Raw genomic sequence first — 14316 nt, 5'->3', positions numbered from 1 at the left:
CGACACCATGAACCTTCCCCGACCACTGCGCACGGCCGCCGCCCCCGCGCTCCTCACGGCCACCGCACTCCTCGCCCTCACCGCCTGCGGCTCGTCCGAGGCCGACAGCGGCTCCGGCGCCGGGGGCACGGTCGAGATCCGCATCCCCGACCCCGGCAACTCCGGAGTGCTCGCCCTCGGCAAGAAGGACGGCAGCCTCGACAAGGCGCTCGCGAAGGCCGGCGCCAAGGTGCGCTGGACCGGAAGCGCCGGACCCTTCGCCCCGGCCGCCCAGGCGATGAACGCCAACCAGCTCGACATCGCCACCGGCTCCATCACCTCCGGCATCACCTCGCTCGCCCAGCGCCCCGGCTTCAAGTTCTTCACCGCCGTCGACCCGGACGCGGCCGGCGAGGGCATCCTCGTGAAGAACGGCTCCGGTATCGGATCGGTCGCCGACCTGGTCGGCAAGAAGGTCGCCGTCAACCAGGGCGGCACCGGCGAATACCTGCTCCTGAAGGCACTCGCCAAGGCCGGCATCCCCGCCGAGAAGGTCGAGCGGGTCTATCTGCGGCCCGACCAGACGGCCGCCGTGTTCAACGCGGGCAAGGTCGACGCCTGGGCGGTCTGGGCGACGTACGCCGTGGCCGAGATCGGCAGCGGCAAGGCGCACTTCGTCGCCGACGGCGCCGCGATCGGCTCCGACAACTACAGCCTCAACGCCGTACGCACCGGCTTCGCCGAGCAGCACCCCGGGGTCGTCAAGGCGCTGTACCGGTACCTCCACGACGCCAGCGCCAAGGAGAAGCAGGACCCGGCCGCGTATCTGAACGTCTTCACCGATGTCGGGCCGACCGCCGTCACCGGAAAGGCGAAGGAGGTCCAGACCGCGTTCACCCGCGAGGGCGGCACGGTCGATGCCATCGGACCGCAGGACATCGAACGCTTCGAGGACGTCGCCGGCTTCTACGCCGAGCAGAAGGTCACCCCGGACAAGGTCGACGTCGCCACCCACCTCCTCGACATCGAGAAGCTGAAATGAGCGGGACCACCGCGCACCAGGGCCTCGTCCGGCCCCGCCCGCAACGGCGCAGGGGCCGCGGCCGCACCTACTCCGCCACCGTCCGGGCACTCGGCCCCATCGCCCTCCTCGTCCTGTGGTGGGCGGCGTCCGCCACCGGAGTCCTCACCCCCGACGTACTCGCATCGCCCGGTGAAGTGCTGCGCGCGGTGGGGGAGTTGTGGGGCAACGGGCAGCTGCCCGACGCACTCACCACCTCCCTCACCCGCTCCGGACTCGGCCTCCTCATCGGGCTCGCCGCCGGACTCGTCCTCGGCATCACCACCGGATTCACCCGCCTCGGCGACGAACTCCTCGACTCCTCCATCCAGACCCTGCGCACCATTCCGTTCCTCTCCCTGGTGCCCCTGTTCATGGTCTGGTTCGGGATCAACGAGACCGCGAAGATCCTTCTGATCGCCGTCGCCACCACCTTCCCGATGTACGTGTCGACATCGAGCGGGGTACGCAACACCGACCCCAAACTCGTCGAGGCCATGCGCAGCTTCGGCATGGGCCGTTTCGCCCTCGTACGCGAAGTCGTCCTGCCCGGGGCCCTGCCGTCCCTGCTCGCCGGGCTGCGGCTGTCCATGACCCTCAGCGTCATCGCCCTGATCGCCGCCGAGGAGATCAACGCCACGGCCGGCATCGGATATCTGATGTCCCAGGCACAGAGCTACGCCCGCACCGACATCCTCGCCGTCTGCATCCTCGTCTACGGGCTGCTCGGACTCACCGCCGACATGGTCGTACGGCTGCTGGAACGCGTACTGATGCCCTGGCGCACCACACAGGGAGCCACCCGATGACCGACCCCGCCCCCCGGCCCGCCGTACGCGTGAGGGAACTGCGGCGCGTCTTCGGCGACCGTGCCGTGCTCGACGGCCTCCGGCTCGACATCGCACGGGGCGAGTTCGTCGCCCTGCTCGGCGCGAGCGGCAGCGGCAAGACGACCCTGCTGCGCATCCTGGGCGCACTCGACGGAGCCGACGGCGGAGAGGTCCTCGTCCCCGAGGCCCGTACCGTCGTCTTCCAGGAACCCCGCCTCGTACCGTCGAAGAAGGTCCTCGCCAATGTGACGGTGGCCCTGCCGCGCGGCCGCTCCGGGCACGGGCTGCGGGCCCTGGCCGAGGTCGGTCTCGAACGGCACGCCGACGCCTGGCCCGCCACCCTCTCCGGCGGCGAGGCGCAGCGGGTCGCCCTCGCCCGCGCCCTGGTCCGCGAACCCGAACTGCTGCTGCTCGACGAGCCGTTCGCCGCACTCGACGCCCTGACCCGGCTGAAGATGCAGGACCTGGTGGGTGAGCTGTGCCGGAAGCACCGGCCCGCCGTCCTCCTCGTCACCCACGACGTGGACGAGGCCGTACGGCTCGCCGACCGGGTCGCCGTACTGCGCGACGGCCGGCTCGTCACCGACGAACCGGTCACCGTCGACCGGCCGCGCGACCCCGGCGACCCCGCCTTCGGAGCGCTGCGCCGACGCCTCCTCGACGACCTCGGGGTCGCGACGACCCCGCAGCCCTCAACCGCCCCCGAACGTACCGAAGTCGGAGTGATCTGAATGACCATCACCATCGGTGTGCACAGCAGCAACCCGTCCCTCTACCACCTGTACCACCTCACCCGGCTCGGCCTCGCCCAGGAGGAACTGGCCCCGCTCGGCGAGAGCGTCGTCTTCCACCCGTACACCAACGGCGTCCGCACCGGCGAACTCCTCAGCCGCGGCGTCATCGACTTCGGCGGCACCGGCTCCACCCCGCCGGTCACCGCCCAGGCCGCCGGCCACGACATCGTCTACACCGCCGTCTCCGCCCCGCGCCCCGAACACGGCGCGCTCCTGGTCCCCGAGGACAGCCCCGTACGGACGGTCGCCGACCTCAAGGGCGCCACCGTCCACCTCGCGATCGGCTCCTGGCAGACCCACCTCGTCGCCAAGGCGCTCGACGACGCCGGGCTCTCCTACGCCGACGACATCACCGCCGTCCGCAGCGCCGACGACAGCGAGGAACTGCTGCGCACCGGCGCCATCGCCGCCTGGGTGGCCCAGGGCGCCCAACTGGCCGCGGCCCGCCGCACCGGCGGACTGCGCACCCTGATCCGCACCGGCGACGTGATCACCGACCGCTCCGTCTTCTTCGCACGCCGCGACCTGGCCGAGAGCCGCCCCGAGGTCGTCGAGGCGCTCACCCGCGCCCTCCAGCGGGCCGACGACTGGGCGGCGGCCCATCCCCGCCGGGCGGCCGAGATCGCCGCCGCCGACCTCGGCGGAAGCGCCGACGACTGGGAGACCGCGCTGCGCACCCTGCCGTGGCGGATCGAGCCGGTCACCGACGCCTTCGTCGCGGAGCAACAGGAAGCGGCCGACATCTTCCACCGCACCGGCTTCATCGACCGCCCGGTCACCGTGGCCCACGCCCTCGCCGGTGCCGGCGAGGGTGTCGGCTCCGGCGCGGACAAGGCGGTATGACGACATGGCGACCGAAGTCCTCTGGTACGTCATCCCGCGCGAAGGCGCCTACCCCTGGGAACCCGAGGGCCGGCGCCCGGTCGACCTCGGCTACCTCGCCCAGCTCGCCGGCACGGTCGAACGCCTCGGCTACAGCGGTGCGCTGCTCGCCACCGACCTGTACGACGTGTGGCCGCTCGGCAGCGCGCTGGCCACCTCCACCAGCACCGCGTTCAAGCCCCTGCTGGCCGTCCACCCCGGGCTGATCTCGCCCACCCTGCTCGCCAAGATGGCACTCAGCTTCGACCACCTCTTCGGCGGCCGGCTCCGCTTCAACGTCGTCAACGGCTCCACCAAATCGCTCCAGGAGTACGGACTCCACGTCGAGCACGACGAGCGGTACGAGCTGAGCGCCGAGTACTGGTCGATCGTGAAGCGGCTCACGGCGGGTGAGGTCTTCGACCACAAGGGCCGCTTCTACGACCTGAAGAACGCGGGCGCGTCCTTCAGGGAGCTGCGGCCGGTCCAGGAATCGCACATCCCGCTCTGGTTCGGCGGCTCGTCCGCCCCCGGGATCGAGATGGCGGCCGAGCACGTCGACGTCTTCCTCACCTGGGGCGAACCCCCGCACCTGCTCAAGGAGAAGCTGGAGCGGGTCAGGGCACGGGCCGCGGCGTACGGCCGCACGCTCAGGATCGGGCTCCGGCTCCACCTCATCGTCCGGGACACCGAGGACGAGGCCTGGGCGGCGGCCGACCGGCTCCTCGATGTGACGAGCGGGGCGACGTACGCCCGGCAGCTCGGCGACCGGGCGGGGGAGGACGGCGTGGGGTGGCAGCGCCAGTTCCGCCAGCACGGCGGCAAGGTCCCGGCGCACGCCCGGGAGCTGGAGACGCACCCCAACATGTGGCCGGGGATGAGCCTGTTCCGGCCGGGGCCGGGCACCGCGGTCGTCGGCTCGACGGCCCAGGTCGTCCAGCGCCTCAAGGAGTTCGAGGAGCTGGGCGTCGACACCTTCATCCTCTCCGGCAACCCGTTGCTGGAGGAGGCCTACCGGGTGGCGGAGACGGTGCTTCCGGCGCTGGGCGTCACCCGCTGACCGGGCAGGGGCGGGGAGCACCGAGGAGTGCCCCCGCCCCTGCCGTGGACAGAGCGTCGCTCAGGCGGAGAAGCGATGTGTGCCGGAGCCGACGGCGAAGACCGCGCAGCCGTCCTCCAGACGCAGGAACCGCGCCGAGCCGTGGGCCACCTGCGACGCGGCGGATGCCGGAATCCACACCTCGGCGGTGGTGTTGACCGGCAGCGAGACCTCCAGCCGGAAGGTGCCCGAGGCGGTGCTCCAGCCGGTGGAGACCGGTCCGTACGGCGAGTCGAAGCGGGCCTGCGCCTCGTTCACCCCGCCACCGGGCCTGGGCCGGACGACCAGGTGCTTGAACCCGGGACCGCCCGGCGCGATCCCGGCGATGCGCGCGTACATCCACTCGCCCACCGAGCCGTACGCGTAGTGGTTGAAGGGCGGGTGCGCGGCCTCGGTTCGGGGCCGTCGTAGGGGACCAGTACCGAGGCGTCGGAGGCGACCGTGCCGCTGTCCCAGACGTCGGGGGCCGTGAGCAGGGCTCCGCCGCCTACCCCGTCTCCGGACTGACCTCCCTCGTCCGGGAGTTCACCTTCGCCGACGGAGTGCTCACCCTTCGCGACCAGTTCGGGGCCCAGACCCCGCTCGACATCACCGAGCGGTTCATGTCCTTCGCCCCGATCGAGTCGACCGCACCGGGCGAAGCCCTGATCCAGGGCGACACCGCAGCCCTGCGGCTGCACTACGACGCGAGCGCGTGGCAGCCACGGGTGAACCATTACCCCCACGTACGCCAGGACGCGACCGGCACCACCGTCCACAGCCTCGACCTGCGCCACACCGGCGCCACCGCGCACTTCGAACTCCGGGTGCACCCCGAGTGACGAACCGCCCTACGCGCCCGGACGTCCGCGGCGCAGGGAACTCTCCCTGACGATGAGCTCCGGCTGGATCACAATGGTGCGGACCGGCAGCGGAACGCCGGCCTCGGCCTGGTCCCGGACCAGGTCGACGGCGGTCCGCCCGAAGATGTCGCGGGGCCGCCGCACGGTCGTCAGCGGAACCGTCGTGGTGGCCGCGAACTCCATGTCGTCGAAGCCGACCAGCGCGATGTCGGCGGGGACGCGCAACCCGGCCCGGTTCCCGAGCGACTGCATCAGGCCCAGGGCCACCGAATCATTGGCCGCGACGATGCCGTCCGGCCGCTCGGCCGGGCGGCGCGCCGCGATGACCTCCCCGACGTGCAGCCCGGCGGTCACGATGCGCTCCTCGGTGGCAATCACCTCCAGCGTCACACCGGGGTGCTCCCGTACGGCCTTCCGCGCGCCGTCGAGCCGCTCACCGATCTGGCGGACCGACTCCGGCCCGCCGACGAAGGCGATCGACCGGCACCCCTGTTCGATCAGGTGGATCACGGCCCGCCGGGTGCCGAGCGCGTCGTCCACCGCGACCGACGAGAAGCGGTCCGACGGGGCGTAGGCGTCCACCAGCACGGTGGGGATGCCGCGTGCCGCCAGGAGTTCGAAGTCCTCCGGCCGGGTGGTCCCGGACGCGAGAATCAGCCCGTGCACCCGCTGCTGCACGAACATGTCGATGTACTGGGACTCCCGCACCGGATCGCCGTCGCTGCTCGCCAGCACGAGGAAGAGCCCGTTCTCCGCGGCCCGCCGCTCCACCGCGTGCGCCACCTCGCCGAAGAACGGGTTCCTGAGCTCCAGCGCGACGAAGGCCAGGGTGTTGCTCCGCCCCGTACGCATCTGCCGCGCCGCCTCGTTGCGGACATAGCCGAGGTCCTTGATCGCCCGGCGCACCCGGTCCGAGGTCGCCGGAGCCACACGATGCGGCGTGTTCAAGTACTTGGACACCGTTCCCACGGAGACCCCCGCAAGTTCGGCGACCTCTCGGATGCTGACCACTGCTGCGTACCTCCCGGGCCGGGCCGCGGCGGCCGGCCGACTCCTGGACGGTGAATCCTTATCCGCAACCCTTAGCCCCGGTACGAAGCCTCTGGTGGCCGCCGGAGGGGCACGAGAACAGACACCTTCGAACAGGGTCAATGATACGTTTCATCGATCACTGCGGCCGATGTCGAACACCGACCAGTCCGTCCCGCCGCGCTCACGGACATGGATCGGCCGGTCCCGGCCCGGGGGGCGCGTTCGTCGGCCGCCGTACCGGCCGCGCGGGCTGCGGTGGCCGCTGCCCGGTGCGAGACTCGGAGCGTCGGGAAGGACCGCCGTGCCGCACGGCACGGGCACCGCCGAAGGAGCCGGCCATGCTCACCACCCGTTATGTCGATGGAGCGCCCAACTGGACCGATCTGGGCACACCCGATCTCGACGGGGCCGTCGACTTCTACACCGGCCTCTTCGGCTGGGAGTACGCGGCCGGTGGTCCGGAGACCGGCGGCTACGGAATGTTCACGCTGGACGGGAGGACGGTCGGCGGCGCGATGACAGTCACCGAGGAGCAGGGCGAGCCGTCCTGGTCGGTGTATTTCCGGTCGTCGGACGCCGATGCCACGGCGCAGGCGGTCCAGCAGGCCGGCGGCACCGTACCGTTCGCGCCGATGGATGTCCTGGACTTCGGCAGGATGGCCGGATTCAAGGACCGGGCAGGGGCCTTCTTCGGCATCTGGCAGCCCGGGGAGAACCCGGGCCTGGGCGCCGTGGGCGTCCCCGGAAGTCTCTGCTGGGCCGAGCTGTACACCCCGGACGTGCCCGCGGCCGCCGCGTTCTACAGCGCGGTCTTCGGATGGGAGAGCGTCCGGGCGCCGTACCCAGGGGGCGGCGGTTCCTACATGGTGATCCGGACCGGCGGCGGGGGCGAGGAAGCGGGCTTCGGCGGCTTCGTACCGCTGAACACGGTGCCGGCGAGGGCAGCGGCCGGGCCGCACTGGCTGCCCTATTTCGAGGTGGACGACTGCGACGAGGCGGCCGCGGACGTGGAACGGCTGGGCGGCCGGCTGACCCTGGAACCCACGGAGATGGAAGGTGTGGGAAAGTTCGCCGGTGCCGCCGATCCGGACGGGGCCGAATTCGCTCTGATCAAGAGCGCGCCGCCGCCGCAGAGCTGACCGGAACTCACCGGCGCGCCGCATTGATGAAGCGTTGATCGGTCGTTTATCGCGACCGGGCACTGTGGACCGCATGCTGATCAACACCGCGGCCGACCCCGCACTCGCCTGGCAGGAGACTGCGCTGTGCGCCCAGGCGGGGCCCGAGTTCTTCTTTCCCGCCCCCGGCAGCTCCACCCGCGAGGCCAAGCAGCTCTGCAACGCCTGCGAGGGGCGCGAGGCCTGCCTGGAGTACGCCCTCGCCAACGACGAGCGCTTCGGCGTATGGGGCGGGCTGTCCGAGAAGGAGCGGGACCGGCTGCGCAGAACCGGACGCGACTGAGCTCACCCGTTCGGATCGGAGGGCGGCGATCCCGAGGTCCGAACACGCCCTGCCGTACGACGATTCGGACCTCCGCGCATCCGTTGCGGCGTTCGCGAGAGCCACAAGGGGATCCGGGTTGAGCGAGTACGACTACATCGTCGTCGGAGCGGGACCGGCCGGCTGTGTCCTGGCCGCGAGACTCTCCGAGGACCCGACGGTCCGGGTCGCGCTCCTGGAGTCGGGCGGGCGTGACCGCAGACCGGAGATCCGCATCCTGGCCGCCTTCCCGAAGCTGTTCAGGACGGCGTACGACTGGGACTTCAGCACGGTGGCACAGCCGGCCCTCGGCGGCCGTGAACTGTACTGGCCGCGTGGCCACACACTCGGCGGCTGCTCGTCGATCAACGCGATGATGTGGGTGCGCGGCCACCGCGACGACTACGACGCCTGGGCCGGGACGGCCGGCGAGGACTGGTCGTACGACGCGCTCGCCCGCTGCTTCAGGCGCGCGGAACGGTGGACCGGCGACACCGCGGACGGCACGGTGTACGGCACCGAGGGCCCGCTGCTCATCTCGCCGCCCCGCGACCCCAACCCGCTCACCGACGCCTTCCTGGACGCCTGTCAGGACGAGGACCTCCCGCTGCTGGCCGAGCTGAACGGCCCCGACCACAGCGGCTGCGCGATCACCCCGCTCAGCCAGCGGGGCGGACGCCGCTGGAGCGCGGCGGACGGCTATCTGAAACCGGCCGGCCGCCGACCCAACCTGGACGTGCTGACCGGCGTCCGGGTCCGTGCGCTCGCCCTCGAGGGCGACCGGGCCGTCGGCGTGATCACCGAGAACGCCCCGGGCGCGCCGGTGATCACCGCCCGCCGCGAGGTCGTCCTGAGCGCGGGAGCCGTCGGCTCGCCGTATCTGCTGATCCGCTCCGGCATCGGCGACCCCGACCGGCTGAAGGCGGCGGAACTGATCCGGGAGGACGCGCTGCAGCCGGCCGCGCGGTGACGCGAGGGGCGGGGGCCGTGACCGGAGCGGCTCGCCGGCCTGGGACGATGCCCGTATGAATGATCACGACCGGGACAGTTCGCTCGCGGCGGCCGTACAACTGCGCACCGAGGGCCACCGGGAGGAGGCCAGGCAGCGACTGCTGGCCCTCTGCGCCGAGTTCCCCGCGGACGCGGAGATCGCCTATCAGACCGCCTGGGCCCACGATGTGCTCGGGCTGGAGGCCGAGGCGGTGCCGTTCTACGAACGCGGCCTCGGCGGGACCGGGCTCTCGGAGGAGGACCGCCGGGGCGCGCTCCTGGGCCTTGGGAGCACGTACCGGGTGCTCGGGCAGTACGAGAAGGCCGTGGAGGTGTTGCGCGGCGGTGTCGAGCGGTTCCCCGACGACGGGGCGCTGCGGACGTTTCTCGCCATGGCGCTGTTCAACACCGGTGAGCACCACGAGGCGATGCGGCTGCTGCTGGAACTGCTCGCGACCAGCAGCACGGACCCGTATGTGCGTCAGTACCGGGCGGCCATCGAGCACTACGCGCGGGACCTGCACGAAACGGTGTGAGACCGGGCAGCCCCTGTCCGTCCGAACGCCGGACGGGGGCTGCCGGACCCGGGGCCGTCAGGCGCCGGCGCGCGCGGCCATCCGTGCCCTGCGGGCGGCCAGCTTCTCGTCGAACTTCGCCGCCTCGCTGTCCAGACCGCCCATGTACATGCCCAGCTCCTCCTGCGCCTTCAGGCCCTCGGGGCCCAGGCCGTCGATGGAGAGGACCCTCAGGTAGCGCAGCACGGGCTGGATCACGTCGTCGTGGTGGATGCGCATGTTGTAGATCTCGCCGATCGCCATCTGCGCGGCGGCGCGCTCGAAGCCCGGCATGCCGTGACCGGGCATCCGGAAGTTGACGACGACATCGCGCACGGCCTGCATCGTCAGGTCCGGGGCGAGTTCGAAGGCCGCACCGAGAAGGTTGCGGTAGAAGACCATGTGCAGGTTCTCGTCGGTCGCGATCCGCGCGAGCATGCGGTCGCAGACCGGGTCGCCCGACTGGTGGCCGGTGTTGCGGTGCGAGACGCGGGTGGCCAGCTCCTGGAACGCGACGTACGCCACGGAGTGCAGCATCGAGTGCCGGTTGTCCGACTCGAAGCCCTCCGCCATGTGCGCCATCCGGAACTGCTCCAGCTTGTCCGGGTCGACGGCCCGCGAGGTGAGCAGGTAGTCCCGCATCACGATGCCGTGCCGGCCCTCCTCGGCGGTCCAGCGGTGCACCCAGGTGCCCCAGGCGCCGTCACGGCCGAAGAGGGAGGCGATCTCGTGGTGGTAGCTCGGGAGGTTGTCCTCGGTCAGCAGGTTCACCACCAGGGCGATCTTGCCGATGTCGGTGACCTTGGACTGGTCGGCCTGCCAGGCCTCACCGTCCTCGAACACGCCGGGGAAGTTCCGTCCGTCGGAGAACGGCACGTACTCGTGGGGCATCCAGTCCTTGGCGACCTTGAGATGGCGGTTGAGCTCCTTCTCCACCACCTCTTCCAGGGCGTACAGCAGCTGGGCGTCGGTCCACGCCTTCGGGCTGCCGAGGTGGGGAGCGGTGATCGTCACGGGGGACTCCTGGGGACGGGAGAATTACCTACGGATACGTAGGTTACGAGACCGTAGGTTAAAGCGGCGGTAAGGCCGCCGCCAAGCCCGCTCTCGCGATGCCCGGTTACGTAACGTTATGTGCGCAGGTCCCGGGGTGGATGCGGGGCAGTGAACGGGATACGGTGCGGCATGCCGCGGGGGATACGTACCGGCGGATTCCGGTTGACCGGGACCGGCCGGCCCCCGGCCGCGGGGCGCTCAGAGCTGTCGGCGTACTCGGAGCGAACCATCGCGGGGGCACGGGCGCGGTCGGGTCGTATGGTCAGAGCAGATGGTCCGCCGCGCCGGACTTCACCGCGGAGATCAGGGCCCGCAGCGCCTCCATGGAGTCGCTGACATAGGCGGTGGTGTCCGTGGTGGAGCCGATGTACGCCCTGCCCTGGTCGTCGAGTCCGAAGCGGAAGCAGTTGGCGCCCTCGCTGCAGAAGGCTTCGTCCCAGCAGATATCGGTCATGGTCGCTCCTCAGAGGTCCTGGACTATGGATCGGATGAAGTCGCGCGATTCCTCGACGGGCAGCGCGAGTGTGCGCAGACGCTCCAACAGGCCGCGATAGCGGCGCAGTTGCATGTCGGAGTCCAGCAGCATCGAACCATGCGAGGAATCGAGCTGCACGGTGTCGAGCTGCGGCACCGCGGCGCCCACGTAGGTGAACGACTGCCCGGCGCCCGGGAAACCGCCGGCCGCGAACGGGATCACCCGGACCGTGATCCGGTCCCGCTCGGACTGTCGCAGGATGTGTTCCAGTTGGGCCCGCGCCACCTTCGGGCCGCCGAACTGCATGCGCAGCGCCGCCTCGTGGACCACCGACTCGTACAACGGCGGACGGTCCCGCTCCAGTACCTCTTGGCGGCGCAGCCGCAGCGACAGCCGGGCCATCAGATCGGGTCCGGGCAGTCGCGGATCGGCCGTGTCGAAGACCGCCCGCGCATGCTCCTCGGTCTGCAGGAGACCGGGGATGTGCGTGGTGGTGGAGGTCGTCAACTCCACCGCGTGGTACTCCAGTTCGGCGATGTCGAGCAGGGCCGGCAGCAGCAGTCCGCGGTGCTCCTCCCACCAGCCCCTGGCGCGCTCCTGGGCCATCTCGGCGAGCAGGTCGACCAGTCCGGTGTCCGGGCAGCCGTAGTTGAAGGCGAGGGTGCGGACCCGTTCGGCGCTGATGCCGAACCGCCCCGATTCGATGTTCGGGATGCGGGTGCGGTCGACGCCGAGCAGTGCGGCGGCCTGCTGTACCGGCATGCCCGACTGCTCGCGCAGTTTGCGTAGTTCGTACCCGAGTCGCTGTTGCCGGGCGGTCGGGGTGCTTCTGGGCGGCAAGGTGTGTTTCCTTCCGGGGGCGGGGAACGAAATGACCGGAACCGCACAAGTAGTAGCACTGTGCTCCGGGGTGCGCTACGGTCGGTAGCGCCAGTCTCACACGCGGCGATCGCGCCTATGTGTGATCGTCACCACAATTACCGAAATGTGAGCATTTTGATGAAGGGCGCACTGCGTTGTCTTCCGGCCGTCACATCTGCCGGACCCCACCCACCGGTGGCGGACAACCTGAGTTATTCGTTCGCACTGCCCGGCGGCGCCTTCTGCGCCGGCCTCGCACGCGGCGCCGTGAGTGACCTTCTCTCCCGGCACGGCCTGGCCGACCTCCGGGAGCCGGCCGTACTCGCCGCCTCGGAACTGGTCGCCACCGCCTACCGGTTCACCCCGGACCGGGAGATGCTGCTGCGGGTGCACTGGCAGTTCGACGCACTCCGCATCACCCTCTACGACCAGCACCCCTCCCACAGCTCGGCCGTCAGGTCCGAGGAATGCCGCGAGCGCCGCAGCGACAGCATGTGGCTGCTGGCCGCCGCGGTCGGCGCGCACGGCGGGGACTGGGGGCTGGCGCCCGCGCTGACCCCGTCCGGCGGCTGCAAGGCCTGGGCCTTACTCCACAGCTGACGCCCCGCCCCGTACGGCCGGGCCCGGGGCCGGTCCGCACCGCCGGACGAGAGGCCTCAGCAGGGACCGCCGAGCAGATCGGTCAGACCGCGGTCGAGATCCAGGAACCGGTGTTCGTCACCGACGGGCACCATCTCCTGCGCCCGCTCCAGAAAACGGCGCAGCTCCGCCGTGCGGACGTGCACCATCGCGATTCCCTCGACGGCATGGAACTCCAGGACCGTACGCTCGTAGCCGAACGGCCTGACGCGTACGTCCCCGACACCGGCCGCCCCGTCCATCCCCGCCGCCAGCAGCTCGCGCGAGAACTCCCAGGCGACCTCGGTGCCTTCCAGGGTCGCCGGAGCGGGAAACGCCATGCGTACGGCGAACGGATCCTTCGGGTCGTAGTGCAGAGTGGCGGGAAGGGTCTCCATCCGCGGCGCGGACGCGACCATGCGGGCCTGCACGGACTGCTCGATGACTGTGGACAAGACCTGCTCCCTTTCTCGGCCAGATGAACGGTTCCCGGCACTGATACAGACGAGGGAAGTCCCTCATCCGTGCACCGGAAGGTGGCGTGAGCTGTATCACCGCCAGGACCCGGCGCTCGGCCGCTTCCCGGCGGCGTGCCCTGGACTGGGCACCGCTCGTGGGCTAGCTTCCAGCGCCATGAGGGTCAAGGGGAAGACGAGACGACTGATGTCATGGGGACTCTGTGCGGCGGCGCTGACCGCGGCACTGGCCACACCGGCAGCCGCGGCGACACCGTGGGAACACCACCGGCCCGGCGAACGACCGGCCTGGACGCTCACCGACACCAAGACCGACGCCCGCTTCCGCGGCCTCGCCGCGGTCAGCCGCCGCACCGCCTGGGTCGCGGGCACCGGGGGTACGGTGCTGCGCACCTCCGACGGGGGCAGGAACTGGCGCGATGTGTCGCCGCCGGGCGCGGCCCGGGAGGCGCTGGAGTTCCGCGACATCGAGGCGTTCGACGGCCGGCGCGCGGTGGCCCTGGCCATCGGGGAGGGCGAGGCCTCCCGGGTGTTCCGCACGGACGACGGGGGAGCGACCTGGACGGAGTCGTTCCGCAACACCGACGCGCGTGCCTTCTACGACTGCCTCACCTTCTTCGACAGCCGGCACGGACTGGCGATGAGCGATCCCGTGGACGGCAAGTACCGCATCCTGTCCACCTCGGACGGCGGCCGGAACTGGCGGGTGCTGCCCGACGCGGGCATGCCGCGGGCCCAGTCCGGTGAGGCCGGGTTCGCCGCGAGCGGCCAGTGCCTGGTCTCGTCGGGCCCCCGGGACGTCTGGCTCGCCACCGGAGGCGCCGCCACCGCGCGGGTGCTGCACTCCGCCGACCGCGGGCTGACCTGGACCGCGACCGAATCGACCATCCCCGCCGGCGACCCGGCCCGCGGCGTCTTCGGGCTCGCCTTCCGCGACCGGCACCACGGCATCGCGGTCGGCGGCGACTACCGGGCCGGAGAGCCGTCGCCGAACGCCGCCGCGGTGACGGGCGACGCGGGCCGCAGCTGGCGACAGGCCGCCACCCCGCCCACCGCCTACCGCTCGGGCGTCGCCTGGCTGCCGCACAGCAGGTCCGGCGCGCTGGCGGTCGGCCCGACCGGCACCGACCTCACGACGGACGGCGGCCGCACCTGGCGCACGGTCGACACCGGCTCGTACGACACCGTCGACTGCACCCCGGACGGCGGCTGCTGGGCCGCGGGAGAGAAGGGCCGCGTGGCACACGCGGGACAGCGTCCGGCCCGGTAGCCGGGACCACCACGGGCCGCAGGGTTTCCCCGCCGCCTCC

At 71.3% G+C, this 14316-nt stretch carries 17 protein-coding genes and 1 pseudogene; 12 read left to right on the top strand and 6 right to left on the bottom strand.

The genetic code is table 11. From position 1 onward, the window contains the following. Positions 1-7 precede the first annotated feature (7 nt). The 5 genes from EES42_RS26120 to EES42_RS26100 are packed head-to-tail and all read left to right on the top strand — an operon-like array spanning position 8 to position 4584. Positions 8-1021: an NrtA/SsuA/CpmA family ABC transporter substrate-binding protein gene (locus EES42_RS26120; RefSeq protein ID WP_124720686.1), complete on the top strand. Its 1014-nt coding sequence runs from the start codon at positions 8-10 to the stop codon at positions 1019-1021. Continuing rightward, positions 1018-1848, top strand: a complete 831-nt coding sequence (locus tag EES42_RS26115; protein WP_124720685.1) for an ABC transporter permease — start codon at positions 1018-1020, stop codon at positions 1846-1848. The genes EES42_RS26120 and EES42_RS26115 overlap by 4 nt, the downstream gene beginning before the upstream one ends. After that, entirely contained in the window at positions 1845-2600 is a 756-nt protein-coding gene (locus EES42_RS26110) for an ABC transporter ATP-binding protein (RefSeq protein ID WP_124720684.1), read from the top strand. Before EES42_RS26115 ends, EES42_RS26110 begins: the two co-directional genes overlap by 4 nt. Continuing rightward, complete coding sequence (locus EES42_RS26105; RefSeq protein ID WP_124720683.1) at positions 2601-3506, top strand: ABC transporter substrate-binding protein; 906 nt, start codon at positions 2601-2603, stop codon at positions 3504-3506. Between the two features lie 4 nt (positions 3507-3510). After that, positions 3511-4584: an LLM class flavin-dependent oxidoreductase gene (locus EES42_RS26100; RefSeq protein ID WP_124720682.1), complete on the top strand. Its 1074-nt coding sequence runs from the start codon at positions 3511-3513 to the stop codon at positions 4582-4584. A gap of 60 nt (positions 4585-4644) precedes the next feature. Here the strand turns inward: EES42_RS26100 and EES42_RS26095 are convergent. Then, positions 4645-4998: pseudogene (locus EES42_RS26095) on the bottom strand (alpha-L-rhamnosidase C-terminal domain-containing protein); the annotation flags it as partial. Positions 4999-5165: 167 nt separating this feature from the next. Here EES42_RS26095 and EES42_RS26090 point away from each other — a divergent pair. After that, complete coding sequence (locus tag EES42_RS26090; protein ID WP_124720680.1) at positions 5166-5444, top strand: hypothetical protein; 279 nt, start codon at positions 5166-5168, stop codon at positions 5442-5444. Positions 5445-5453: 9 nt separating this feature from the next. Here EES42_RS26090 and EES42_RS26085 read toward each other — a convergent pair whose 3' ends face one another. Beyond that, the gene (locus EES42_RS26085; RefSeq protein WP_124720679.1) at positions 5454-6476 is read right to left on the bottom strand and encodes a LacI family DNA-binding transcriptional regulator; all 1023 of its coding nucleotides are present in this window, start codon (positions 6474-6476) and stop codon (positions 5454-5456) included. A gap of 359 nt (positions 6477-6835) precedes the next feature. On the opposite strand from EES42_RS26085, the gene EES42_RS26080 reads away from it, so the two are divergent. The 4 genes from EES42_RS26080 to EES42_RS26065 all read left to right on the top strand — a co-directional run bounded on the left by EES42_RS26080 (position 6836) and on the right by EES42_RS26065 (position 9502). Continuing rightward, positions 6836-7636 carry a VOC family protein gene (locus EES42_RS26080; RefSeq protein ID WP_124720678.1) on the top strand — a complete coding sequence of 267 codons (801 nt, stop codon included), beginning with the start codon at positions 6836-6838 and terminating at the stop codon, positions 7634-7636. Positions 7637-7709: 73 nt separating this feature from the next. After that, on the top strand, positions 7710-7958 hold the full coding sequence (locus EES42_RS26075) for a WhiB family transcriptional regulator (protein ID WP_124720677.1): 249 nt from the start codon (positions 7710-7712) through the stop codon (positions 7956-7958). A 118-nt stretch (positions 7959-8076) separates the two neighbouring features. Then, entirely contained in the window at positions 8077-8946 is an 870-nt protein-coding gene (locus EES42_RS26070; RefSeq protein WP_124720676.1) for a GMC family oxidoreductase, read from the top strand. A 55-nt stretch (positions 8947-9001) separates the two neighbouring features. Continuing rightward, complete coding sequence (locus EES42_RS26065; protein WP_124720675.1) at positions 9002-9502, top strand: tetratricopeptide repeat protein; 501 nt, start codon at positions 9002-9004, stop codon at positions 9500-9502. A 57-nt stretch (positions 9503-9559) separates the two neighbouring features. On the opposite strand, the gene EES42_RS26060 is transcribed toward EES42_RS26065, so the two are convergent. From EES42_RS26060 to EES42_RS26050, 3 genes are all read right to left on the bottom strand, one after another. Then, positions 9560-10534 carry an acyl-ACP desaturase gene (locus EES42_RS26060; protein ID WP_124720674.1) on the bottom strand — a complete coding sequence of 325 codons (975 nt, stop codon included), beginning with the start codon at positions 10532-10534 and terminating at the stop codon, positions 9560-9562. Between the two features lie 304 nt (positions 10535-10838). Next, complete coding sequence (locus EES42_RS26055) at positions 10839-11030, bottom strand: hypothetical protein (protein ID WP_124720673.1); 192 nt, start codon at positions 11028-11030, stop codon at positions 10839-10841. Between the two features lie 9 nt (positions 11031-11039). Next, entirely contained in the window at positions 11040-11891 is an 852-nt protein-coding gene (locus EES42_RS26050) for a Scr1 family TA system antitoxin-like transcriptional regulator (protein ID WP_124720672.1), read from the bottom strand. Between the two features lie 216 nt (positions 11892-12107). Here EES42_RS26050 and EES42_RS26045 point away from each other — a divergent pair, with 216 nt between their 5' ends. After that, positions 12108-12512, top strand: a complete 405-nt coding sequence (locus tag EES42_RS26045; protein ID WP_241196587.1) for an ATP-binding protein — start codon at positions 12108-12110, stop codon at positions 12510-12512. A gap of 56 nt (positions 12513-12568) precedes the next feature. Here EES42_RS26045 and EES42_RS26040 read toward each other — a convergent pair whose 3' ends face one another. Next, positions 12569-12985 carry a spore wall synthesis regulator SsgD gene (locus EES42_RS26040; RefSeq protein ID WP_124720671.1) on the bottom strand — a complete coding sequence of 139 codons (417 nt, stop codon included), beginning with the start codon at positions 12983-12985 and terminating at the stop codon, positions 12569-12571. Positions 12986-13193: 208 nt separating this feature from the next. Here EES42_RS26040 and EES42_RS26035 point away from each other — a divergent pair, with 208 nt between their 5' ends. Beyond that, positions 13194-14276, top strand: coding sequence for a WD40/YVTN/BNR-like repeat-containing protein (locus tag EES42_RS26035; protein WP_124720670.1), 1083 nt, complete (start codon positions 13194-13196; stop codon positions 14274-14276). Positions 14277-14316 lie beyond the last annotated feature (40 nt).

Source organism: Streptomyces sp. ADI95-17 (assembly GCF_003846175.1).
GTDB lineage: Bacteria > Actinomycetota > Actinomycetes > Streptomycetales > Streptomycetaceae > Streptomyces > Streptomyces sanglieri.
Note: the sequence above shows the minus strand (reverse complement) of the source record. Positions and strands in the feature narration are given on the sequence as shown.

Bases quoted from the DNA above. Each gene is read 5' to 3' on its own strand.
- EES42_RS26120 (WP_124720686.1), top strand. From the start codon at position 8: ATGAACCTTCCCCGACCACTGCGCACGGCCGCCGCCCCCGCGCTCCTC.
- EES42_RS26115 (WP_124720685.1), top strand. From the start codon at position 1,018: ATGAGCGGGACCACCGCGCACCAGGGCCTCGTCCGGCCCCGCCCGCAA.
- EES42_RS26110 (WP_124720684.1), top strand. From the start codon at position 1,845: ATGACCGACCCCGCCCCCCGGCCCGCCGTACGCGTGAGGGAACTGCGG.
- EES42_RS26105 (WP_124720683.1), top strand. From the start codon at position 2,601: ATGACCATCACCATCGGTGTGCACAGCAGCAACCCGTCCCTCTACCAC.
- EES42_RS26100 (WP_124720682.1), top strand. From the start codon at position 3,511: ATGGCGACCGAAGTCCTCTGGTACGTCATCCCGCGCGAAGGCGCCTAC.
- EES42_RS26080 (WP_124720678.1), top strand. From the start codon at position 6,836: ATGCTCACCACCCGTTATGTCGATGGAGCGCCCAACTGGACCGATCTG.
- EES42_RS26075 (WP_124720677.1), top strand. From the start codon at position 7,710: ATGCTGATCAACACCGCGGCCGACCCCGCACTCGCCTGGCAGGAGACT.
- EES42_RS26065 (WP_124720675.1), top strand. From the start codon at position 9,002: ATGAATGATCACGACCGGGACAGTTCGCTCGCGGCGGCCGTACAACTG.
- EES42_RS26055 (WP_124720673.1), bottom strand. From the start codon at position 11,030: ATGACCGATATCTGCTGGGACGAAGCCTTCTGCAGCGAGGGCGCCAAC.
- EES42_RS26035 (WP_124720670.1), top strand. From the start codon at position 13,194: ATGTCATGGGGACTCTGTGCGGCGGCGCTGACCGCGGCACTGGCCACA.